A 24,612-nucleotide genomic window follows, 5' to 3' on the forward strand; every position below is an offset into this window, starting at 1 on the left:
CAGTTTTTTTTAGACCTCCATAATGATCGGAAGGATCATCGGGCGGCGTTTTGTTTTTTCGTATAGGAACGGAGCAAGTGTATCGGTAATTTCGTTTTTAATTTCGGACCACTGCGTTGTTTTCCGATCCATAACTTTCTCCAAATGGTTCGAAATCAGCTGCTGCGCGTCATTGATCAAATCACCGGATTCTCTCATGTATACAAAACCTCTTGAGATTAAATCAGGCCCCGCCGAAACCTTAAAGTCATCCATATTGATGCTGACAACAACGATAACAAGGCCTTCTTCTGAAAGAATGCGGCGGTCGCGGAGCACGATATTGCCGATATCACCGATTCCGCTTCCGTCAATGTAAACGGAGCCGGACGGAATTTTGCCTGCCACAGCGGCTTCTTCGCCTTTGAGGGCCAGCACTTCGCCATTATCCATGATAAAGCAGTTTTCTTCAGGTATGCCGCAATCAGTCGCGAGTTTGACGTGCATTTTCTGCATTCTGTACTCACCGTGAATCGGCATAAAGAACTTCGGTTTGATCAGGCGGAGCATTAATTTCTGCTCTTCCTGTCCGCCGTGTCCGGATGTATGAATGTCATTCAATGAACCGTGAATGACTTCTGCGCCCGCACGGTACAGCTGGTTGATGGTGCGGCTTACGCTGATTGTGTTTCCGGGAATCGGAGAGGAAGAAAAGACGACCGTATCTCCGGGATTAATGGAAATCTGCCGGTGCGTCCCGTTAGCGATGCGTGATAACGCCGCCATCGGTTCACCTTGGCTTCCCGTACATAAAATCGTTACCTTATTGGCAGGCATACGATTGATTTCGTTATGCTCAATAAACGTATTTTTAGGACAGGTAATGTAACCGAGATTTTGTCCGATTTCAATAGCCGATTCCATACTGCGTCCGAATACGGCAACTTTTCTGCCGTTTAAAACGGCTGCTTCAATCACCTGCTGAAGACGGTGTATATTCGAAGCGAATGTCGCAAATATAATTCTGCCGTCCACTTTCCGGAAAATATCGTGAATGCTTTCGCCTACGCGGCGTTCTGACATGGTGAAATCAGGAACCTCACTGTTTGTACTGTCAGAAAGCAGGCACAAAACGCCTTCTTTCCCGATTTCAGCCATCTTTGTCAAGTTTGCCGGTTCGCCTACCGGTGTGAAATCGAACTTAAAGTCCCCGGTATGTACGATATTGCCCGGCGGTGTTTTGACGACGATTCCGTATGAATCCGGAATGCTGTGTGTCGTTCTGAAGAAGGATACAGACGTCTTGCGGAACTTCACGATGTCGTCTTCACCGATGATGTTTAATTTGGTCTGTCTTAACAGCCCGTGCTCTTCAAGTTTATTCCGAAGTAAGCCGATCGCGAGTTTACCGCCGTAAACGGGAATATTTACTTGTCTGAGCAGGTACGGAATACCGCCGATATGGTCTTCGTGACCGTGGGTGATAAACAGACCTTTAATTTTATCTTCATTTTTTACTAAATACGTGTAATCGGGGATCACGTAATCGATGCCGAGAAGTTCATCTTCCGGGAACTTGATTCCCGCATCAATCAGTACAATTTCATCCTGAAACTGCACCCCGTACGTATTTTTCCCGATCTCGCCCAATCCGCCGAGGGCGAAAACGGCAGTCTGGTCATTTTTTACAAATTTCATTCCGCTCATAACTCCAATACTTTAAAATTTTCGCTCTGCTTCTCATATTCTAAAAAAGCACCGTCCACAGGCTGAACAAATTCAATGTTGTATTTCTGATCTTTCAGTTTCGTTCTGACGTCCCGTTCTGAAACGCCCTCAATGTAAAGTGAATCTGTTTTTTCCCGAACAGGTACTTCGTCAGCCTTCTCTTGATAAAATACCTTATAAATCATCCAAATCTCTCCTTAAATGCCGTATGTTAGACTCGCTTATTCTATTATATTCGAAAACGGATTATAAGGAAAGTCTCGAGCAAAAAAGGGACTTTCAAAAACCGAAAGATCCCTTCTACGCGATGACTTTTTTCCGGAGCATTCCGCCCCACTGTCTTCTGAGTTTCTTCCGTAATCGGCGCAGCATCGTATACCTCCTTTAAAGCCCTTTATAGCAGTAGTATGCGGAAAAAATGAATTTGTTTTCGTGGGTAAAACTGGAATTTCATCAAGGCGGTTTTCCGGAAGAAAAACTTTCTGTATGATGATATTGAAAAAGACACGACTGATAAACGGGAAAAAGGAGAAATTGACATGAATCCAAAACTGATCTTTTTTGATATTGACGGCACGATCTATGACCATGATAAACATATTCCCGATAGCGCAAGAAACGCCGTGACGGCGCTTAAAGAGGCTGGCCATCACGTTTTTATCGCCAGCGGAAGGTCCCCGTTTATGGTAAAACCGATTCTGGAAGAGCTTGAGATTGAATCATTTATTTCATACAACGGCCAGTATGTCGTATTTGAAGGTGAGGTCATTTATAAAAATCCGCTTCCTGAAGATGCGGTTGCGCGTTTATTAAAGCAGGCGGCAGAAGGGGAGCACCCCGTCGTATTTATGGCGGAAGACACGATGAAAACGACCGTCCCCGGACATCCGCACGTCTCGGAAGGAATCGGCAGTCTGAAAGCGCCTTATCCCGAAGTTGATGAAACATTTTATAAAGGAAAAGAAATTTATCAGCTGCTTTTATTCTGCCGCGGACATGAAGAAAAAGCATATGCCGCTTTTCCGGAGTTTGATTACGTCCGCTGGCATGAATTGTCAACGGATGTGCTTCCGAAAGGCGGTTCAAAAGCGGAAGGCATTAAAAGAGTGCTTGAGCGGCTTCCGTACGGCGTAAGTGACACTTATGCATTCGGCGACGGACTAAATGATCTTGAGATGATCCGTTTTGTCGGCACCGGGGTGGCGATGGGAAATGCGGTTCCGGAATTAAAAGCTGCCGCTGATTTCGTCACAAAGCCGGTGGATGAGGAAGGAATCAGCTGGGCCGTCAAAGAACTGGGCCTTTTGAAATAAAGAAAACCGGCACTTTGGGAAGTGTCGGTTATTTTTAACGGTCAATGGCAATGGCGTTTTCAGGTTCTTTGAACGGATTTTCTTTATCGATATGGTCGTAAAACATCACGCCGTTCAGATGATCGATTTCGTGCTGAAACACGATGGCCGGAAAACCTTTGAGGCGGATGTCAATCTGTTCTCCTTCAAGCGTCACCGCCTTTACGCGGATGCGGGCGTAGCGCGGCACATAGCCGGGAATGGGTTCGTCTACCGACAGGCAGCCTTCTCCGCTCGTCAAGTAGCTTTTTTCCACTGAGTGGCTGACGATCTTAGGGTTAAAAAGAGCATAGCTGTATAAAGTGCCTTTCGCATCTTCTGCATGGACGGCGATCATCCGTTTTTTTACGTCTGTTTGGGGAGCGGCAAGACCGACGCCCGGACGAAGCTTGTATTTCTCGGCTAATTCAGGATCTTGGCTGTTTTTCACAAACTCAATCATATCAGCAAGATGCTGTTTTTCTTCGTCAGAAGCGGGAAGCTGAACCTCTTCAGCGATCTCTCTGAGCGCGGGATGTCCGTCTCGTACAATATTTTCCATAGTAATCAAGAAACTTCACTCCTAAAGCTTAATATGTAAATTATAGCGAATTTCTTTATCGCGGCGCAACGAAACAATTGGCCGGCCATAGCAGGCCGGCCGATTTTCATGGTGTATAAGGTCAGCAGCCGCAGCCTAAATAAGCGGCACCGACGATGATTAATAAGATAAACAATACGACGATTAATGCGAATGTGCGGCCGTATCCGCCGCCGCAGCCGTAACCGTAACCGCCGCCATAACCATATCCGCCGCCGCAACAACCGCCGCCAAATCCGCCGCCAAATCCATATCCGTACATAAAAAAACCTCCTCTTTTAATTACGCTGACCCTCTGTCAGCAGGGCCGGCGTCTACTATAAACTATGTAAAAGCCAAAAAGATGTATGGTCATCCGCCCTGTTTTCTCAATTTTTTACGCAAGTATTCTTTGAAAGCACCGTAAGCGTCTTTACACGGTCATGCCAATTACAGCTCAGCTATTGTCAAAAAGCGTTCGGGCTTCTATAGTGGAAATTGTCAAGATTGGGGGATTTTAAGTGAATATGATTCAAAAAAAGGTATTAGCAGGAATCGGAGCGCTCGGCGCCGCAAGTATGCTTCTTGCCGGCTGCGGGGGAAAAGATCCGGTTGAATCGCTTCATGACTCGATGGAAAAAGCCGTTCAAGCGGAAAAACCGTTTCAAAAAGAGCAGAAAACATTAGAAAAATTGGAGAAAAAAGAGCATAAGCTATACGACAGCGCGGTTAAACTGAATATGGATGATTACCAGAAAATTGTTACACTGTCTGATCAGGCTCTGAGCAATGCAAATCAGCGAAAAAAACATCTGAAAGCAGAAAAAGACAGTATTGATGATTCAAAAAAAGCGTTTGAATCCGCAAAAAAAACTTCTCAAGAAATAAAGGATAAGAAAGTAAAAGAAAAAGCCGGGCATGCTGTCGCTTTAATGGAGAAAAGGTATGCATCTTATGATCTTTTGTACAAAAAGTACGAAAAAGCCATTTCACTTGATAAGGACCTTTATAAACTGATTAAAGATAAAAAGCTCACATTAGCGCAGCTGGAAGAGCAAATCAGCAAAGTAAACTCAGTTTACGAAAAGGTGCATAAACAAGCAGATGAGTTCAATCAATTTACTAAAGACTACAACAAAGAGAAAGAACTATTATTCCGCAAATAGTATAGTGAAGGCATATCGGCATGGGCTGATGAACTGATAACAACCGAGTTCAGCCGCCTGTAAAAAGGCGGCTGAAGAATTGGTATATACGTGTGTTTCCCATTGACAACAAGTAAATCATGGTATAGTATTTATTTAGGGAAATATTCACATAAAACCAATCGTTGTTTCGGCACGTTGGAATGTTTTTATTATATTGATATATAGAAAACAGAATGAAAATGTGGTTTTAATTATCAGAAAATTCTATCTATTTATATTTGCGGCAATATGATATTTGTACATGCTTTTTGCTTTTAAACCTTTATCCGGCATAAAGGTTTTTTTATTTTGCTTAGTAATGCTTATTAAGTAAGGGTGCTGAGAGTAAACGACAATTTTAAAATTGAAGTGAAAAACGTTAATCAAAATCGGAACGAAAAGAAACGGCAGAAATACGGAACAGGAGGAAAACAAATGCTTGCTTACGTCTTTCCCGGACAGGGAGCGCAGTTTAAAGGAATGGGCAGAGACTTATTCGATGAATTCAGTGAGCTCATTAAAAAGGCAGATCATATTTTAGGATACTCCATAAAGGATTTATGCCTTTCAGATGAAAAAGAGAGGCTGACTGATACGAAGTATACACAACCTGCAATTTATACAGTGAGCGCACTGCAATATTTAAAGGGTTTAAAAGAAGGTCATACACGCCCTGATGCTGTTGCAGGACATAGTCTGGGTGAATATACTGCGCTTTTTGCGGCCGGCGTTTTTAATTTTGAAACAGGTCTCCGGCTGGTTGCTAAAAGAGGCGAGTTAATGAGTGAGGCTTCCGAGGGCGGAATGGCTGCCGTGATCGGACTGGATGAGCATCACATAAAAAAAATACTTCAAAAGTATGAACTCGGCCAAATAGATATCGCCAATTACAATACATCTTCACAAATTGTGATAGCAGGGGCTGCAGAAGAGATAAAGCGGGCAGCCTCTTTTTTTGAAAAAGAAGGGGCGAAAGCTTATATCGTATTGCAAGTCGGCGGAGCTTTTCATTCTCGTTTCATGGAAAGTGCACAGCGTGAATTTGCGGAATTTATCGAGGAGTTTCATTTTTCTGAATTGAATTTCCCGGTCATTTCCAACTATACGGCAAGACCTTATAAACAAGAAGATATCAAACGGAATTTAATTGAACAAATAACAAACTCGGTAAAATGGACTGAAAGCATCAGGTATCTAATGGGACAAGGCGTCACTCTGTTTGAAGAGATCGGTCCTGGAAACATTCTGACTAAATTAATTCAAACCATACAAAGAGATGAGGAACCGCTTACTATCAGCGCGCCGGAAGACAGTCTCTTTTTTTCTGAAGGGAACAAGGACAATTCGGAAAGCGGGAAAGAGCATAGCCTCTTGGCTGAAAATATAGAGAGCGGTGCAGTTTCACCGGTGTCCCGATTGGGTGATCAATCTTTCAAAGAAGATTACGGTTTGACATACGCGTATTTGGCAGGTGCGATGCATAGAGGGATCTCTTCCGCTGAAATGCTGATCCGCCTCGGGAAGAAAGGAATGCTGGGGTTCTTTGGCACAGCGGGTTTACCTATAAGGGAAATTGAACAGGCCCTTATTTCTATTAAGAAGACACTCAAAAATGGCCAGCCCTACGGAATGAATCTGCGATTTGAGCCGGATCATCAAGATAGAGAAAAGGGATTGATAGATTTATATATCAAGCATGACGTACGAGTAATAGAAGCGTCTTCGTATTTTTCCGTCAGCGCACCATTAATTTATTACAAAGCGCATCAGTTGAAGATAGACAAAAGCGGCAGGGTCATACCTCATAATCGGATCATTGCCAAAGTTTCACGGCCGGAAGTTGCGGCCGCATTTCTGAGTCCGCCTCCTCAAAGTATCGTAAAGAGGATGTGTCAGCATGGTATGCTGACGGAAGAGCAGGCGGAATGGCTCAGCCGTATTCCGGCAGCAGACGATATCATTATTGAAGCAGATTGCGGAAGTAATACCGAACAGGGCTCATTGACAGCGATGCTGCCGTTTTTTGTTAAGCTGCGGGATGAAATGATGGAAACACACAAATACGCAAGGAAGATAAGAATCGGGGCTGCGGGAGGAATCGGGACTCCCGAGTCTGCCGCGTCTGCTTTTTTAATGGGCGCTGATTTTATTATGACGGGATCCATTAATCAATGTACAGTTGAAGCCGAAACAAGCGGTTTTGTTAAAGAAATGCTGAGTGAGACAGGAATATGCGATACTGCTTATGCGCCTTCGGAGACTCTGTTTGAGTTCGGAACAAAGGTGCAGGTGCTGAAAAAGGGCACGCTGTTTCCGGTCAGGGCAAATAAATTATTTCAAATCTACCAACAATATGAGTCTTTGAGTGAGATAGATGAAAAGACAAAAATTCAGCTCGAAAATGATTATTTTAACAAGACTGTTGATGAAATCTACGAAAGCTTAATAGAAAAACAGCCGAACCTGGCCCAAAAAGCTGAGCGCAATCAAAAATATAAGATGCTGTTACTATTTAAGTGGTATTTGCAGAGAGGATGTCTGCTTGCTTTGGAAGGGCAGGAAGAACAAAAGGTGAATTTCCAAGTTCATTGCGGCCCGTCTTTAGGCGCTTTTAATCATTGGGTAAAGGGCACGGATTTGGAATCATGGAGAAACAGACATGTCGATGACATTGGTGAAAAATTGATGAATGAGACCGAAAGTCTGCTAAGGCGCAGATTGGATACGTTATTTCTACACTAAAGAAGGAGCGGGTGGAGGCCAATGGTTCATTTGAATAAACAGAATGCGGATATCGCGATAATCGGGGTTGCTTGCAGATTCCCCGATGCAGATCATTATCATGAATTCTGGGAAAACATAAATAGCGGCAAAGATTCCATCCGGGAAGTGCCGATTGAACGGTGGGATCCCGATCTTTATTATTCAGCTGATATCAGTATACCGAACAAAACAATCAGCAAGTGGGGAGGTTTTATTCATAAAGCTGACCATTTCGACCATAAGTTTTTTAATATCTCACCCCGGGAAGCGAAAAACATGGATCCTGAGCAAAGAATCCTTTTAGAAGAAACTTGGCGGTGCATCGAAGATTCCGGGGTTTCTTTGCAGGATCTCCAGCGTAAAACCACTTCTGTTTTTGCGGGTATTATGAATTCTGACTACCGGCAGACAGGTCATGCTGAATCGGAAATCGACAGTTATGCCTGTTTAGGAAGTTTCGAAGCTATGCTTTCCAACCGGCTTTCATACACATTCGGTTTGACCGGAAAAAGCATGTCTGTAAATGCCGCTTGTGCATCGTCGCTTGTTGCTTTACATGAAGCGGTTAAGTCATTGCGGACAAAAGAAAGCGATTATGCAATCGCATCGGGAGTAAACTTGAATTTCCAACCCGGAAAATATATTTCTTTTTCTAAAGCCAGAATGCTGAGTCCTGACGGCAAATGTAAAACCTTTGACGCAGCAGCGAACGGGTACGTTCCCGGAGAAGGGGCAGGCGTTGTATTGCTGCAGCGCCTTGGTGATGCAGTAAAAGCCGGTCACCATATATACGGGATCATAAAAGGGACAGCTGTTAATCATGGCGGTAAAACCCGTTCCATAACCGCTCCCAGAGCAGAAGCGCAGTGCCGGGTCATCTCAGAAGCTTTACACAACGCTGCTGTCGATGCTGCGACGGTTTCTTATGTAGAAGCACATGGCACAGGTACATCTCTGGGCGATCCGATAGAAATAGAAGCATTGACAAAAGCGTATCGGCAATATACTGAGGATACTCAATATTGCAGGATCGGAAGTGTGAAAACAAATATCGGTCATACAGAAGCAGCAGCGGGAATGGCCGGATTGATAAAAGTTCTAATGATGATGAAACACCGGAGGGTGCCGAAAAGCCTGAATGTACATACGGTAAATCCAATTATACAGTTTGAAAAAACACCGTTTAGGCCGGCGCTTGATTCAAGTGATTGGAAGGCGGCAGACGGGGCTCCGCTCAGGGCGGGAATCAGCTCCTTCGGTTTTGGGGGTGTTAACTCTCACGTCATCATCGAAGAATTTATACATACAAAAGACGAATCTGATAGAAAAGGAAGGGTACCCTTCCTTTTTTCCGCTAAAAGTGAAGAAAGCATGAAACAAATGATACATCATTGGAGAACCTTTGCTGACGATTCAGAGGAATTTTGCAAAATATCAAATGAAGTGATCAGCAGCACCCTTTTAACGGGGAGGACATCGTTTGATTACAGGGCTGGTTTATTGGCAGGCAGCAAGGAGGAATTTAAAAATCAGCTTAAAGAGGGATTGAGTTTTCGGAGGAAACAAGATTCTGAATGGGCGCTTGCCATCGGTGACTTCAAATGGGAAAGTTATAAACAATTTGCCGTTTTGAAACGGGTGTTCCCTGATTTAGAAAAGAACGTAAGGCCGGTGCTGAAGGGTATACCAACATTGCACAGTTCATTTAAAAGAAAATGGACACCTGAGAAAATCCGCTTGTATTCTTTAGTTATCAATACGGAAATCATAAAAAGTATCCTGGCATCCGGTTTTAAGCCAAGCCTCATTACAGGCGCCGGAGACGGATATTACGTCGCTCTTGCAGCAGCGGATATCATCAAAATTGAAAAGGCCATTTCTGTCATCACAGGCGCTGAAAAACCTTCGCACATATCCTGTGAGCCGCCGTCCATTCCATTTGTCAATCCGTACACTTCAAAAACGTACCCGCCGGTTCGATTAAATGAAGAATATGTAAGGATGCTGCTGAACGGTCTGAGCTTCCAGGCTGATTTTGCAGACCGCCTGTACGGGAAAACACGGCTGCTTCTTGAGCACCAATATACGTTTAAAGGGTTTTTAGAAGAGTGGGATAAAGCGGGAAAGACTCAGGAAATCGAGATTTTATCTTATATTGTGAATCGCACGGCGGATAAAAGAAACGCATTGCCGGCTGATGAGGAAGCGGCGATCATGGCTATCCTTGCCTCTATGAGAAGACTGTATAAGAGATGGGATTTAACAGATTATGATGGATTCTTTAATAATGATTATGTTCTGGAAATATTAAATTTACTGGATGAAGGAATCTTGTCTAAAGAACTTTTTCTGAGCATGTTATTGAAAAAGCAAGACGGAATTAAACAGGCTGTTGCTTGTATTAATGAGCAGCCGGCAGGTTTTTATGATAAAACTCGTTTTCCGTTGATGACAGAATACAATCAAATGGATGCCGTGTCTCAGGAGATAGCTGACCATATGCCGCTTCACACGGAAGAAAAGGGAACGGAGCCGGATGTGAATATTTCTGATTTTTCAGTTTTTCAATTCGGATCGCTCCCTCCATCAGCAAAACTAAACAAAGCGGCTGCTTTTGAAGCGGACAAACCAGCCGATGAGGCTCTATATCATTCATTTATGCAAATGTGGCTTTCAGGAGAAGAGATTGAATGGGCGAAACTAGGTGATTATCATAAAAGAAAAGCCCCGCTTCCGCCTTATCCGTTTGAGCGCTCTCAATTTTCTTTAAACCCTCAGCCGGTAAAATCAGACGCGGCTTTTTCAGAAAAGAAGAATCAGGCACTTTATACGCCGGTATGGAAAGAAACCGCACTTGAGAATGAAGCGGGCAGCCGACAAGTCTGTACTATTTTGTTGTTCTCCGGGAATAAAGACTATTTTGAAGAGCTGAAAAAAAGAGAGAATACGTCCGCATATCTTATTATGCCCGGTGAGCGTTTAGAGCAGATAAGCGACAGTGTTTTCACGATCAACAGGCAGCGTCCCGAAGATTATCAAGGTGTCATTCGTCTGTTAAAGGAAAAAGGCGCAGCGCCCGATGCAATTTTGCATACGTGGTCTGAAAAACAGCCTGAACTGGAAGAAACACTCGAATCAGGAATTTATTCCGTGTTTTATCTGACTAAGGCTTTAATCAGCGAGAACCTTATAAATAAAGTAACGTTCATTTATACATTCAGCGCGAATCAAAAAGAAAAATTGCCGTATTTTGAAGGTGTGAACGGTTTTTTAAAATCGGTAAAACAAGAATACCCGCAGCTTCATTGTAAGACGGTTTGCTTTGAACATGATTCTGCATCCGTTTCATTTTCAGAAAGGGCTGACATTCTTTATAAAGAAATAAACACAGCGCCTGATCGGCATATTCATATCACTTACAGAGGCTGCGTAAGATATGCACGGATGTTAGAGAAGCAGAGAGAAACAAACAGAAAGACCGTTCAATACCCTGAAAAAGATAAAGTGTATTTAATTACAGGGGGATTTGGGGGGATTGGCAGTAAAGTCGCTGAATATTGCGCGAAAACTGAAAGATCCACCATTATCCTATCGGGGCGATCTGTTTTAAACGGAGATAAGCAGAAACATTTAGAATACCTGAACAGCTTTAAAGCCAAGGTTTATTATATACAGGCGAATATATCCGATAAAGAAGCGGTAAAAAAAATGATTGACGGTATTACCGATCAGCATGCAGGTCTTCATGGCGTCATTCATTGTGCAGGAGTTATCAGAGACTCGCTGCTTTTTCGAAAAACAAAGCAGGAACTTTCAGAGGTGATTGCTCCGAAAGTTCATGGTGCATTGAATCTTGATCATGCAACGAAGTCGCTCGAATTGGATTTTTTCGCCGTTTTTTCTTCAGTCGTCTCTATTGCAGGGAACGAAGGCCAATGTGATTATGCATATGCAAACGGCTTTTTAGATCATTTTGCCGAATATCGGGAACAGAAACGGCAAAATTCTCTGCGCAGCGGCCGCACGCTGACAATCAATTGGCCTTTATGGCAAGACATCGGAATGGGGGCGAACCTGTCAGGTCAAGGGCGGACGTCTCTTTTTCATGGTTCCGGGCTCGAAGAACTTCCTGCTGAAGACGGAACGCAATGGTTTTCGCGGATTGTAACTTCGTGTCAGCTGCATAATATTGCAGTCTGCGGTGATCATGAGCGCTTTGAACAATTTATGCGGCAGAGATTTTTGACGGACGAAACAGAGACAGTCAGTGCCATTCCTTTGGCTCAAGGCGATATTTTGGATCAGACAGTTTTGTTTTTAACCAATATCATCTCCTCTGAGATCGGTGCAGAACGGGAAGAGATCGATCAAGATGTGCATCTGGCTGAATATGGAATGGATTCGGTTATGATTCATCAATGCAACACAAAGCTGGAGCAGTCACTGGGAGCAATTTCGAAAACGCTTTTATTTGAATTTCATACAATCAGAGATTTAGCAGATCATCTTGTAAAGGAATATCCGGATCGGCTGGGGCGTTTATTTTCACGGGAGGAAAAAGGAAAACAGATTCAGAGCATTACCCCCGCCAGGCCGGAACAAAACATCACTGCACCTGCGGCGGAGGAAAAAGAACATCTTGACGGGATAGCGGTAATCGGTATCAGCGGCCGTTATCCCGGGGCTGAAAATATCGAAGAATTGTGGGAGCTTCTATCAAAAGAGAGAACCGCAATCACAGAAATTCCGAAAGAACGATGGAATTATGAGACCTACTATGATCCAGACCCCGCTAAAGCGCATGAGGGGAAAATTTATTGCAAATGGGGCGGATTTTTAAAGAATGCTGAATCATTTGATTCTTTGTTTTTCCAAATATCGCCGAGAGAAGCAGAAGCGATGGATCCTCAGGAACGAATATTTCTCGAAACCGTGTGGAAAGCATTTGAAGATTCGGGATATACCATTGAAGGGTTGAGAAAGCAGACCGAAAAACATGTCGGTGTATTTGCGGGAGTGACGACCAATTCTTACAAGCTGCTCGGCGAAAGAATACCGACGGACAAAAACGATGTACTTCCAAATTCGTTCCCATGGTCTCTCGCGAACAGAGTGTCTTACACATTTGACTTTACAGGTCCCAGTGTCCCTGTAGATACGGCTTGTTCTTCATCCTTAACGGCAATTCACATGGCTTGCCAAAGTTTAACAAAGGGTGAGTGCTCGGTTGCGGTTGCGGGAGGAGTAAATTTGTATCTTCATCCTTCTGACTATTTATACAGGTGTCAGATGGGGATGCTTTCAAAATCGGGAAAATGCAGAAGTTTTGGAGAAGGCGGCGACGGTTTCGTGCCCGGGGAAGGTGTAGGGGCCGTTATTCTTAAACCGCTTAAAGATGCCATACGTGATAATGATACTGTGTACGCCGTCATTAAAGGAACGGCAATTAATCATGGCGGAAAGACAAATGGCTATACGGTGCCTAATCCTGCCGCACAGGCGGATTTAATTCAAGGAGCTCTTAAAGCGGCCGGTTGGAGCGCCAGAAGTGTCAGCTTTATTGAAGCCCACGGCACGGGAACGCCGCTGGGTGACCCGATTGAAGTCCGAGGCCTGACCAAGGCGTTTAGAGCTTATACCGAAGATGTTTCATATTGCTCTCTCGGATCGATTAAATCTAACATCGGCCACCTGGAAGCGGCCGCGGGTATTGCCGGCCTGACAAAGATTATCTTACAAATGAAGTATAAAAAAATAGCCGCAACACTGCATGCTGAACGGGTGCATCCGGATCTTTATCTGGAAGAGACACCTTTTTGCCTCCAGCAGGAAACCGCCGACTGGATAAAACCCGCGAATGAAAAACATTCTGACAGCAAATATCCGCGGCGTGCGGGATTAAGTTCTTTCGGAGCGGGCGGGGCAAATGCTCATATCCTTGTGGAAGAGTATGAGTCTGCTGCTGACTGTCATACGAGGCGTGAGGAAAGTGAGGAACTTATCGTACTCTCAGCCAAGCATTCACTGAGTTTACGGGAATCAGCAAAACAGCTGGAGGAATATCTTCAAAAGGCCCGTCATAAGCAGGGCGAGTTTTTACAGCAAGCGGGAACAAACAAGCCGGTTCACCTTTCTGATATTGCGTATACCCTTCTTGAAGGGCGTGAAGCCATGCCGGAAAGGCTTGCTGTCATTTCAAATAATATCGATGATCTGATGTTGAAATTAAATCACTTTTATAATGGAATTGACGATCACGAAATATTTAGAGGGAAAAAACCGAATCATAAACGCAGACAGCAGCAATCGGATCTTCCGCTCAAATCCGGCGGCACCACATTAACCGAAATGGCTGAATTTTGGGTATCAGGAGGCAATTTAAGCTGGGAAGATTTCCGCACCGGCAGAAAACCGAGAAAAATTGCCCTGCCGACTTACCCTTTCTTAAAAAACAGACTGTGGGTGTCAAATAAGGCGCAAACAACATCAGCAGCCGGTACAGCTCCTTTATTTGATTTTTCAGCAGGTGAGTGCCGATTTTATAAAACGCTTTCTGATTCTGAATATTATGTAAAAGACCATGTTGTGCATGGGAAAACGGTTCTGCCCGGAGCGGCAATCATCGAAGCGGCCAGAGAAGCGGGAGAGAGGCTGTACGGAAAATCAGTCATAAAACTGAGTCAGGTTGTATGGGCGGTTCCGATAACCGTTGAAAAAGAAAAGACGATAATGATAGATCTGCTGCCGAATCAAAAAGACGGCAGATTTGTGGTGAAAACCGATATGCAACCTGAAGCGGCAGTTCACTGCCAAGGAAACATTATCACATGCGGAGATCAAGATGCCTCTCATACAGAGCATTTTCAATTGGACAGCTGGTTAACCGGACAGAAAAGATTAATCAGCGGCGCTGAGTGTTACAGGGATTTCCGGCAGAGCGGTTTGGACTATGGAACCAGTTTTCAGGTAATAAAACAGCTGTTTATCCATGAAAATGCTGTTCTTGCACGAATATCACTTCCTGAGAGCATTCATAAAAAATCCGGCACGCTGCTGGAACCGTGTTTATTGGATGGCATTTTTCAATCCACAACAGGGTTTACGTCCGGTCAGGAAGACGATCACACCGCATATTTGCCTTTTGAATTAGGTGAGCTGGAGATTCTTCACGCACCTTCGGCAAACGGCTATGCTTACATTACAGCTGCCGATGAAAGACAACATGATGATGTCAAAAGGTTTCATATACTATTTATGGATGAAAACGGATCTGTAAGTCTTAAAATAAAAAACTTAGCGTTGAAGGCATTAAGGGCTGCACCGCAGACTCAGGATGAGCGGCATTCAGTTAAGTATTACACTGATATGTGGAAGCGGGCCCCTCTGCTTCATCAGCCTGAAGCCAGCGGTTTAAACAGCTGCCTTGTGATTTCACTCCGTCGGGATATATCAGAACCGCTGATCCGCCAGGCATATAAAGATATCGGCCTGAACATGATCTTTGTCCGCCATGGCGGCAGTTTTCAAGAAAAAGAAGCTGATTCCTTTGAATTGAACAGCGTCAAACTTGACGGCTATAAGAAATTGCTGGCGATTCTTAAAGAAAGACAAGTGACAATTGACCGCGTCATTTTAATCGGGATGAGCCCTGAAACGGGAATTGAGCAGAACATTCGTGAAAAGCTGGAAGAGGCTGTTTTGCCGGTTTTCAATGTAACGAAAGCTCTGTTAGCAACAATCCCAAGACATAAAATCCTGATATCACATGTATTTTTCACAAGGGAAAATCAAATCTTACCTTATCAAATGGCAATCAGCGGCTTTTTTAGGTCGCTTCATTTAGAACATCCTATGTTGTCCGGTAAAAATATTGAAATACACAGCGACGAAATTCAGTTACAGCTGAACACCGGTCTGCCTGAATTAAAAAACCTTGTGAAAGAAACAATCATCAGCGATGATACTTCAGAAATCAGATACAGAGATGGAATCAGGCAGGTGAAACACTCTGCAGAAATTGAAAGTGCCGAGCCCCCCGAAAAGATGGAAGTAAAAGAAGGGGGAGTTTACCTCATTACAGGAGGAACAGGCGGTCTGGGACTGATTTTCGCCAGACATCTTGTGCGAAAAGGGAGAATAAAACTTGTCCTTATCGGCAGGTCAGAGCTTTCTGAGGAAGCCGTAAGCAATGTAAAAGAGCTCGAAAAAAACGGATCAGAGGTTTTTTATGTAAGAACCGATATTTCTGATAAGGAAAATGTCAATAACCTGATAAAACTCGTCAAAAACAAATTAGGTCCTGTTAAAGGAATTATTCACAGCGCCGGTGTGATAAAAGATTCATTACTCATCAATAAGCGTGAAGAGGATCTCGATTCAGTCTTGGCCAGCAAGGTTTACGGAACGATATGGCTTGACCGGTATACAGACAGAGAACCTCTGGACTTTTTTGTTATGTTTTCATCTATCAGCGCAATAATCGGGAATGCCGGACAAACTGATTATGCTTATGCAAACCGGTTTATGGATTATTTTGCGGAAATGAGAGCGGCGGAAAATAAACCTGGAAAAACAGTCTCGATTAATTGGCCTTTATGGAAAGAAGGCGGTATGCAAATTGATATTCATTCAGAGAAGTTCCTTTATGACCGTTTCGGAATGCTGCCTCTGGGAAAACGGGAAGGCCTTGCAGCATTTGATCAAGCAATGACAGGGTGTGAACATCAAATAATGGTATTTAGCGGTAATGAATTAAAGCTGGAACGAATGATAACGATTGACAGCGGCAAAAGTGACCCGGCAATCGCCGACGAAAATTACGAACCGAAAGAGCTGTCAATAACTGAATCTTTAAAAAGCACTTTGACGCGCATCATCACCGGCGTATTAAAAATTGAAGAACGGGAATTTGATTTTGAACTGCCGATAAGTGAATACGGATTTGATTCAATTATGTTTACAATGCTGGGCAACGAATTAAACGAAACATTAGGAATATCAATGATGCCGTCAGATTTTTTCGGTCTTACTGATTTTAATGAACTTCTTGAGTTTTTAAAGAGTGAGTATTCCGAGGAGCTTCATCTCTGCGGTTCTTTTTCTTCAGATGAATCTGCGGCGAAAGACCGGAGAGAAAATCTGATTGAGGGCATCGCAAAGATGATGTCAAGTATTTTGAAGATTGACAGAAAGGAAATAGAAGAAGAGACTTCATTCGGCGAGTACGGATTTGATTCTATTACGTTTACCAGACTCGGAAATGAAATCAATCAACAATATGGTACGGAATTATTGCCGTCCATTTTCTTTGAATGCAATTCACTGGATGAATTGACTGATTATGTAATCGAGCAATACGGAGAAATCCTTTTTGCTGAGACAGAATCTTTTTCTGCAGCTGACGAAAAAACATTGTACAGCACGCCTCCGCCGGAATCTTATGAACATTCCCCTGAGCCTGAAAACAAAACCAGGCAAGAGGAAAGACATATGAATGAGCCGGTTGCAATAGTGGGAATAAGCGGCCGTTTCCCCCAAACAGATACGCTGGAAGACTTTTGGGAAGGAATTGAAAAAGGGCGGGATATGATTACAGACATTCCTGAAGACCGTTGGAACTGGAAAGAGTTTGACGGCGATCCGATCAGGGACGTCAATAGAACAAAAATAAAAAAAGGCGGATTTATCAAAGGCGCGGACAGTTTTGATCCGTTGTTTTTCGGGATTTCTCCCGCCGAAGCAGAATTAATGGATCCCCAGCAAAGAATTTTTATGGAGACTGTATGGAAAACAATAGAAGATGCGGGATATAAGCCGTCTGATTTGGCAGGGACGAAAACCGCGGTGTTTGCAGGGGTCGCCACAACGGATTATGCTGAACGTCTGAATGAAAATGGTGTCTCTGTTCAGGCGCAGACCGCAACCGGTTTAAATCATTGTATATTGGCAAATCGTATTTCTTACCAGCTGAACCTGACGGGTCCGAGCGAACCGATTGACACTGCCTGTTCAAGTTCGTTAGTTGCACTCCATCGTGCGGCTGAGGGGATTCAAAGAGGCGATTTTGAAATGGCGATTGCAGGCGGAGTGCATATTATGACAAGCCCTACTCTGTTTATAGCTTTTGATAAAGCAGGTATGCTTTCCAAAGACGGAAAGTGCAAAACGTTCGATAAAAGCGCTGACGGCTATGTAAGGAGTGAAGGGGCGGCTGCAGTATTGCTTAAGCCGCTCAGCAAAGCACAGGCAGACGGTGATCATATATATGGTTTGATTAAAGGGTCAGCTGTAAATCACGGCGGCCGCGCCAATTCTTTGACAGCTCCGAATCCGAACGCTCAGGCGGACTTATTAACCGAAGCTTGGCGGAAGGCGGGGGTCAGCCCTGCCACTGCGGGATATATAGAAGCGCATGGCACAGGGACAAGTCTTGGCGATCCGATTGAAGTGAACAGCATCATAAAGGCATTTAAAACGTTATATCAAGAATGGGACATTCCTTTTGCGAAACAGAAATGCTGCGGAATCGGGTCTGTGAAAACAAACATCGGCCATCTCGAAACCGCTGCCGGAATAGCCGGAGTGCTGAAAGTGTTACTGGCTTTTAAATATCGCAAACTTCCGGGACTCGCCCATTTTTCAGAACTCAATCCATACATCAAACTGGAAAATACGCCATTTTATATCACAGAAACCGCTCAAAAGTGGAATCCGATAAAAGATAAAGAGAACAACGATCTGCCGAGGAGAGCGGGTGTCAGCTCATTCGGATTCGGCGGTGTGAACGCGCATATTGTTTTAGAGGAATATAGGGAACCTCAAAAAGAAGTGCCGGAAAACAACGGTAACACACATATTTTTGTTTTATCTGCGAAAACCAAAGATCAATTACTTGAGTATATCCGGCTTATGCTTCAGTACTTGGATCGCGTGATTGCCGGTGACATGACCGTTAATGCCAGTGACATGGAATTTACATTGCAAAACGGCCGGGAAGCAATGAACGAAAGAATTGCCGTATGTGCAGCGAGTCTGACTGAGCTGAGAGATAAATACGTCAGCTTTCTTGATGACAGCAAGGTGCAAAAAGGCGTATTTATAAGCGAAAACACTGAAGAGCCCACAGCTGTTTCTGAATATATGATTGAGGAGGCTCTTCAAAGCGGAAAAGAGGAGCTGCTCGCACAATGGTGGGCCAATGGAGCCGAGTTTGAATGGAAGACAATCGGCAATAAGAAATTGAATAGAGTGCCGCTGCCAACTTATCCGTTTGCAAAAGAGAGTTATTGGTTCACCCCGAAAAAGAACAAAAGCGAGGTTAATAGCAAAAGTCTTCACCCATTAATCAGCGAGAATGTCTCAACATTAAAGAAACAAGCATTTAAAACTGTTATTTCCGGAACTGAATTTTTCGTCACTGATCATCTTGTTTCAGGAGACTATGTGCTGCCAGGAGCCGCTTCGCTTGAAATGGCTCTTGTTTGTGCGGAAATAAGCGGAGAAAGTAAAGTATCTAAAATAAAAGACGTGATGTGGAACAGACCTATATTATATAAAGGAAAAACGCTGCACATTTATACCGACTTGGAAATGAAACAAGATAAGTTGAACGTAACGATATGTAAAGAGGGGCCGGATGGCGTGCAGCAAATCTGCACACAAAGTGAAACAGTATTCGGAGACATAAACAGCAATGCTGAGTATGTCGATATTGATAAGTTCAAACGCAGCAGTAAGGCGGTCATAAACCGGGAAGAGTGTTATCACCGCTTCAGTCGTATGGGCCTGACATATCATAGCGGTTTTCAAACGTTGAAAGCCGTATATCGCGGTGATATGGAGTTAATGGCAGAATTGGAGCTTCCGGATCATTTAGCGAACGGGTTTTCACATTTTACACTTCATCCTTCATTAATTGACGGCGGTTTTCAAGCGGCGGCATTTTTGTTAAGAGATAATGAGAAAGACGGCTTATTTGTTCCTTATTCACTTAGAGAGCTTCACATTAAGAGGGCGCTTACTGCCCGATGCCATGTTTCGGTGAAAGAAACCGGTTTTTATACGTATAACATTGATTTTATTAACGAGAGCGGCGAAATAGCCGTGAGCATGAAAGACTTTACTGTCAGAAAAGTGACCGGGGGAGAATTAACCGCAGGTCATAAAAATGAAGATCAGGAAATTCTCTTCTTATTGGAACAATTGAAAAACGGTGAACTTTCTGCTGACCAAGTTTATCAGCTGCTGGAGGGAAAATAGTGCAGATCAAACAAATACTTTCCTTAATTGAAGAACAGCAAATGTCTCCTGATGCAGGACTGGAGCTAATTCGCACTTACAGAAAAGAACAAATGGAAAAAAAGGCGGAGCCGGAATCACAAGCTCCGTCCCCAACCATTTTTTTTAAGAACGATTGGGTAAGAACAAATCACATTGATATGCCGAATCAGCAGGCACCGGGGAATATGCTGATTTTTGATCAGGATAACCGTCTTTTTCAGCATGCCGAGATGATGAATGGAGATCATAACCGTGTCATTCTCGTAACGCCCGATTCTGATTATAGAATTGAACGGAATAGATGCACAATCAATCCTTCTGATGAAAATCATGTCGAAATGCTGCTGTCTGATTTGGCTGAAAACGGATTTACACCTGATGTCGTGCTTTATTTATGGAACGGAGAAATCAGAGAATTCACTGAAAAATCCGTTAATGAAACTCTTCGCAGAGGGATCAACTCGCTCTTTTTATTATCAAAAGCTTTAATGCGGAGAAACGAACCTGTTACGTTATTGCATATTTATTGGACAAGCGGTCTGAATCAGCCGTTTCATGAAGCTGTCGGAGGGTTCATGAAAACGGTAAACATGGAAAGCTCTAAGCTTAAAGCGAAAAGCATACAGATACGCCATGAGGATTCTGACAAAAATCCTCCGGTTTCCGAGATGTGGGATGCTGCAATCAGTGAAATACAGCGCTTTCAAACGGATGAATGTGAGATTTTAATAGACTCATATACCCGTTATGTGAAAGGGCTGCAGCATATTGATATTCCGGAACACGCCAACGGATCTGTAACGTATCAAAAAGGCGGCATATATATCATTACCGGAGGAGCGGGAAAACTCGGGCTGCTGTTTGCGGAACACATCGCTAAAGAAAACCAAGCCGTGATTATACTTACAGGCCGTTCTTTTTTAACCGCTGATCAAAAAGAACGGATCAGTAAGCTTAATGAGAGCGGCTCTATTGTTGAATATCAGCGGACGGACATAACAGATCGAACAGAGGCAGAGCGATTCATTTTCGGCGTTAAACAGCGGTACGGCAGCATAAACGGGATCATTCATGCTGCCGGCATCCTTCGTGACTCATTTCTTGTAAACAAAAGTCTCAGTGATTTTACGGACGTACTGAAACCGAAAGTTTACGGGACAATCTGGCTGGATGAGCTGACAAAAGACGAAGATCTTGATTTTTTTGTTCTCTTTTCTTCTTTTTCCGCTTACGGAAATGCCGGCCAAAGTGACTATGCGTACGCAAATCATTTTATGGACAGTTTTGCAGTGCTTCGATCTCAGCTCTCCCGAAACGGAAAAACCCTTTCAATCAATTGGCCGTTATTGAAAGATGGCGGGATGAGTCTCGACAGCAGTGGAATCAACCAAATAAAAGAAAAATACGGAATGACTCCGATGCGAACTTCCTCTGTTTTGGAAGCGTTTCTGAAAATGCTGCGGTCTTCATTTACCAGCTTAATGCCTGCAGAAGGAAAGCGGGATAAAATGATAAAAGCGCTTTCGATTCAAAGAAATACAGCTGCAGCAGATCAAGATACACTCACGGCGGAACACGATGAAGAAGAGGAATATGCTGCGAAAGAAAAAGTCAATGACTATTTAATCAAGATCATCAGCGGTGTCTTGAAAATCCAAGCTCATAAAATAAATGCGAAGGACTCTTTTGAGAAATTCGGAATCAATTCACTTATGATCATGTCACTTATTTCAAAGCTTGAAGATGCTTTCGGGGATCTTCCAAAAACAATCTTTTTTGAATATCAGAACATTGAAGAGCTTTCAAACTTCTTCCTAACATCTTTTAAAGAAAAAGTGCTTAAGGCCGCAGGGGCAGCTCCGGTAACAAGAGTGCCGAAGAAAAGAGAAAATCTGAGTAAAAAACAGCACCGGCAGCAGAGGGTTGCATCTGCACCGAGCATGGTTCCGCCGGGTGAGGATATTGCCATTATCGGTGTGAGCGGAAGATATCCGAATTCCGATACTCTTGAGGAGTTCTGGGAAAACATTGCCGGAGGGAAAAACTGTATTATTGAAATCCCCGAGGAACGTTGGGATTTCAGATCGAATTACAGTCCTGACAGAATGGAGAAGGGAAAAATCAACAGTAAGTGGGGAGGTTTTATCAGCGGTGTTGATCAATTCGATCCGCTGTTTTTCCACATTTCTCATAAAGAAGCTGAGCTGATGGACCCTCAGGAGCGAATTTTTCTCGAAACCTCCTGGCATACGTTTGAAGATTCAGGATATACAAAAGAGAAGCTTGACGGTATGAAAGCCGGTGTGTTTGTCGGAGCCATGTACGGACAATATCAATTATTCGGCGCAGAAGAAACTGCGCGGGGCAATCCGATTGCGCTCAGTTCCTTCTTTTCATCTATTGCGAACAGGATTTCATACTTTTTTAATCTCTCCGGCCCGAGCATTGCACTGGATACGATGTGTTCATCATCGCTGACGGCCATTCACTTGGCATGTGAGAGCATTAAAAGAGGGGAAAGTGAAATTGCGCTTGCGGGCGGCGTTAATGTGTCCATACACCCCAGCAAATACCTTTGGCTGAGTCAAGGTAATTTTGTTTCCACCGAAGGATTGTGCAGAAGTTTCGGAGAGGGCGGAGACGGCTATGTCCCGGGAGAAGGTTCGGGCGCCGTCCTTTTGAAACCTTTGGAAAAAGCAATTGCTGATCAGGATCATATATACGGAGTAATTAAAGGAACATCTGTAAATCATGGCGGAAAAACCAATGGATTTACGGTTCCGAATCCGAATGCACAAGCTGAGCTGATTGCTGAAAATTTCAAGAAATCGGGCATCAGTCCGCGTTCCGTCAGCTACTTGGAAGCACACGGAACGGGTACCTCGCTCGGAGATCCGATTGAGATCGCAGGATTGACAAAAGCGTTTGAGAAATTTACGGACGATAAACAATTTTGTGCCATAGGTTCAGTGAAGTCTAATATCGGACATCTGGAGTCTGCCGCAGGTATAGCAGCCCTTACAAAAGTTCTTTTACAATTTAAGCATCAGAAATTGGCGCCATCCATTCACTCGGAACAGCTGAACCAAAATATCCGATTTGAAAAGACGCCTTTTTACGTTCAGCAGAAAGAAGAAGAGTGGCGGAAAGAATCAGGCGCCTCCAACAGGAGAGCAGCAATCAGTTCGTTCGGAGCGGGCGGAGCAAATGCCCATGTCATTGTGGAAGAATATCAAAACCATGCGGACACACAAACAATAAGCGGTCCGTTTGCCGCAGTTCTCTCTGCCAAAAATGAAGACAGGCTGAAAGAATACGCCCGGCGCCTTCTGCAATTCACAGAGCGGGAGACAAAGGTCTCGGCAGCTGATATCGCTTTTACATTGCAGACATGCAGGGAACCGATGGAAGACAGACTTGCTGTTGTAGCTTCCGATTTGCCGGAACTAAAGGAGAAACTGAGAACTTTCTGTACTGAAGGAACAATTGGGGAGGGCGTATACAAAGGGAATGTTACGAAAGATTTTGATAAAGTCTTTATCTTTCATGATCAAAAGAGGAAAGATAAATTCCTCGAGGTGATGATGGAGACAAAGGACTTGAATCTTCTTGCAAAATTATGGTCTTTCGGGGCTGATATTCAATGGAGAGAGTTATATGAAGAATATACCCCGCAAAAGGTCAAGCTTCCTTTATATCCATTTGCTGAGGAGTCTTACTGGGTGCCTCGAAACCAAAGTGCAGTATTTCCGGAAATATTGCCGCGGCAGTCTTCACTGCACCCGCTTCTGGATTCGAATGAATCTACTCTGGAACAGCAGTTTTTTAAAACGACATTAAGAGAAAAAGAGATTTGGTTAAAAGACCACATCGTAAAAAACAAGAGCATTCTCCCGGCAGCTGCTTTTCTTGAAATGGCATGCGCAGCGGGAACGCGGTCATATCGAAAGAAAAAGGTCACTCGTTTAAAAAACGTGATATTTGCCAGACCGGCCATGCTTTTGAAAGAGAGCCTGACCATTTACACTCACATTTCCGTAAAAGACGGCAGCATATTATTTAACATGTCACCTGACGAGGATGCTGCTGTAAGGACTGGATTTGTGACGGGGGAATTAGATTATGATCATCATTACAGTGATGATGATATAGAGAACATCGACAGACAAGAGATGATAAACAGAAGTGCTTTTGTCCGTGAACAAGATGAATGTTACGAGTATTTTCGGGAAAACGGGTTCCTGTATGGGCGCGCTTTTCAGCCGATTCAACGTTTATGGGGCGGAAAAACGGAAGCGGTTGCACAGTTATTGCTGCCAAAAGAAGCCGCATATGCTCTTGAAAATTATACATTGCATCCGTCTTTAATTGATGGGGCTCTGCAATCTTTGTTCGGAATTACGGACGGAAGAGAAGAGGCATCTGTTTATGTTCCTTTTTCAATAGGAGAGATTACGGTTCGGAAAAAGGTTTCAGCAGAATGCTGGGCTTATGCGCGTAAAACAGGCCAAAAAGGTCAATACGAGCTTATTTACGATATTCAGCTGCTTAATGAACAAGGAGAAAGACTTGCAGGTTTGAAGGATGTAACCATTCGTAAAAAAGAAACGTTTTCCGCGGAGGCACAGACTCGTGCAACAGCGGATTCCAATGGAAAGAACGAGAGAGTAAAAGAGCTCCTCAGACAATTAAAAGCGGGCGAACTGACTGCGGAGGAAGCAGATTATGCGCTGGAGCGTATGCAGGATTAGTTTATCATTTTGCG

At 43.8% G+C, this 24,612-nt stretch carries 9 protein-coding genes; 5 read left to right on the forward strand and 4 right to left on the reverse strand.

All coding sequences use genetic code 11. From position 1 onward, the window contains the following. Positions 1–9: 9 nt before the first annotated feature. Positions 10–1,677 carry a ribonuclease J1 gene (gene rnjA / locus AC3WTF_RS12525; RefSeq protein ID WP_003154550.1) on the reverse strand — a complete coding sequence of 556 codons (1,668 nt, stop codon included), beginning with the start codon at positions 1,675–1,677 and terminating at the stop codon, positions 10–12. Between the two features lie 5 nt (positions 1,678–1,682). Further along, complete coding sequence (locus AC3WTF_RS12530; protein ID WP_003154548.1) at positions 1,683–1,892, reverse strand: DNA-dependent RNA polymerase subunit epsilon; 210 nt, start codon at positions 1,890–1,892, stop codon at positions 1,683–1,685. A 354-nt stretch (positions 1,893–2,246) separates the two neighbouring features. Here AC3WTF_RS12530 and AC3WTF_RS12535 point away from each other — a divergent pair, with 354 nt between their 5' ends. Continuing rightward, positions 2,247–3,020, forward strand: coding sequence for a Cof-type HAD-IIB family hydrolase (locus AC3WTF_RS12535; RefSeq protein WP_020955758.1), 774 nt, complete (start codon positions 2,247–2,249; stop codon positions 3,018–3,020). Positions 3,021–3,054: 34 nt separating this feature from the next. On the opposite strand, the gene def is transcribed toward AC3WTF_RS12535, so the two are convergent. Continuing rightward, positions 3,055–3,609: a peptide deformylase gene (gene def, locus AC3WTF_RS12540; protein WP_020955759.1), complete on the reverse strand. Its 555-nt coding sequence runs from the start codon at positions 3,607–3,609 to the stop codon at positions 3,055–3,057. A 112-nt stretch (positions 3,610–3,721) separates the two neighbouring features. Then, positions 3,722–3,901 carry a YjcZ family sporulation protein gene (locus tag AC3WTF_RS12545; protein WP_007409651.1) on the reverse strand — a complete coding sequence of 60 codons (180 nt, stop codon included), beginning with the start codon at positions 3,899–3,901 and terminating at the stop codon, positions 3,722–3,724. Between the two features lie 244 nt (positions 3,902–4,145). Here AC3WTF_RS12545 and AC3WTF_RS12550 point away from each other — a divergent pair, with 244 nt between their 5' ends. From AC3WTF_RS12550 to AC3WTF_RS12565, 4 genes are all read left to right on the forward strand, one after another. Continuing rightward, positions 4,146–4,784, forward strand: coding sequence for a YkyA family protein (locus AC3WTF_RS12550; protein ID WP_032865273.1), 639 nt, complete (start codon positions 4,146–4,148; stop codon positions 4,782–4,784). Between the two features lie 456 nt (positions 4,785–5,240). Continuing rightward, positions 5,241–7,547, forward strand: a complete 2,307-nt coding sequence (fabD, locus tag AC3WTF_RS12555; RefSeq protein ID WP_020955761.1) for an ACP S-malonyltransferase — start codon at positions 5,241–5,243, stop codon at positions 7,545–7,547. Positions 7,548–7,568: 21 nt separating this feature from the next. After that, positions 7,569–19,826, forward strand: a complete 12,258-nt coding sequence (locus AC3WTF_RS12560; RefSeq protein WP_492314266.1) for an SDR family NAD(P)-dependent oxidoreductase — start codon at positions 7,569–7,571, stop codon at positions 19,824–19,826. Next, positions 19,826–24,598: a type I polyketide synthase gene (locus AC3WTF_RS12565; protein WP_047935675.1), complete on the forward strand. Its 4,773-nt coding sequence runs from the start codon at positions 19,826–19,828 to the stop codon at positions 24,596–24,598. Before AC3WTF_RS12560 ends, AC3WTF_RS12565 begins: the two co-directional genes overlap by 1 nt. Positions 24,599–24,612: the final 14 nt, after the last annotated feature.

The organism is Bacillus sp. EB106-06-01-XG163 (genome assembly GCF_058791615.1).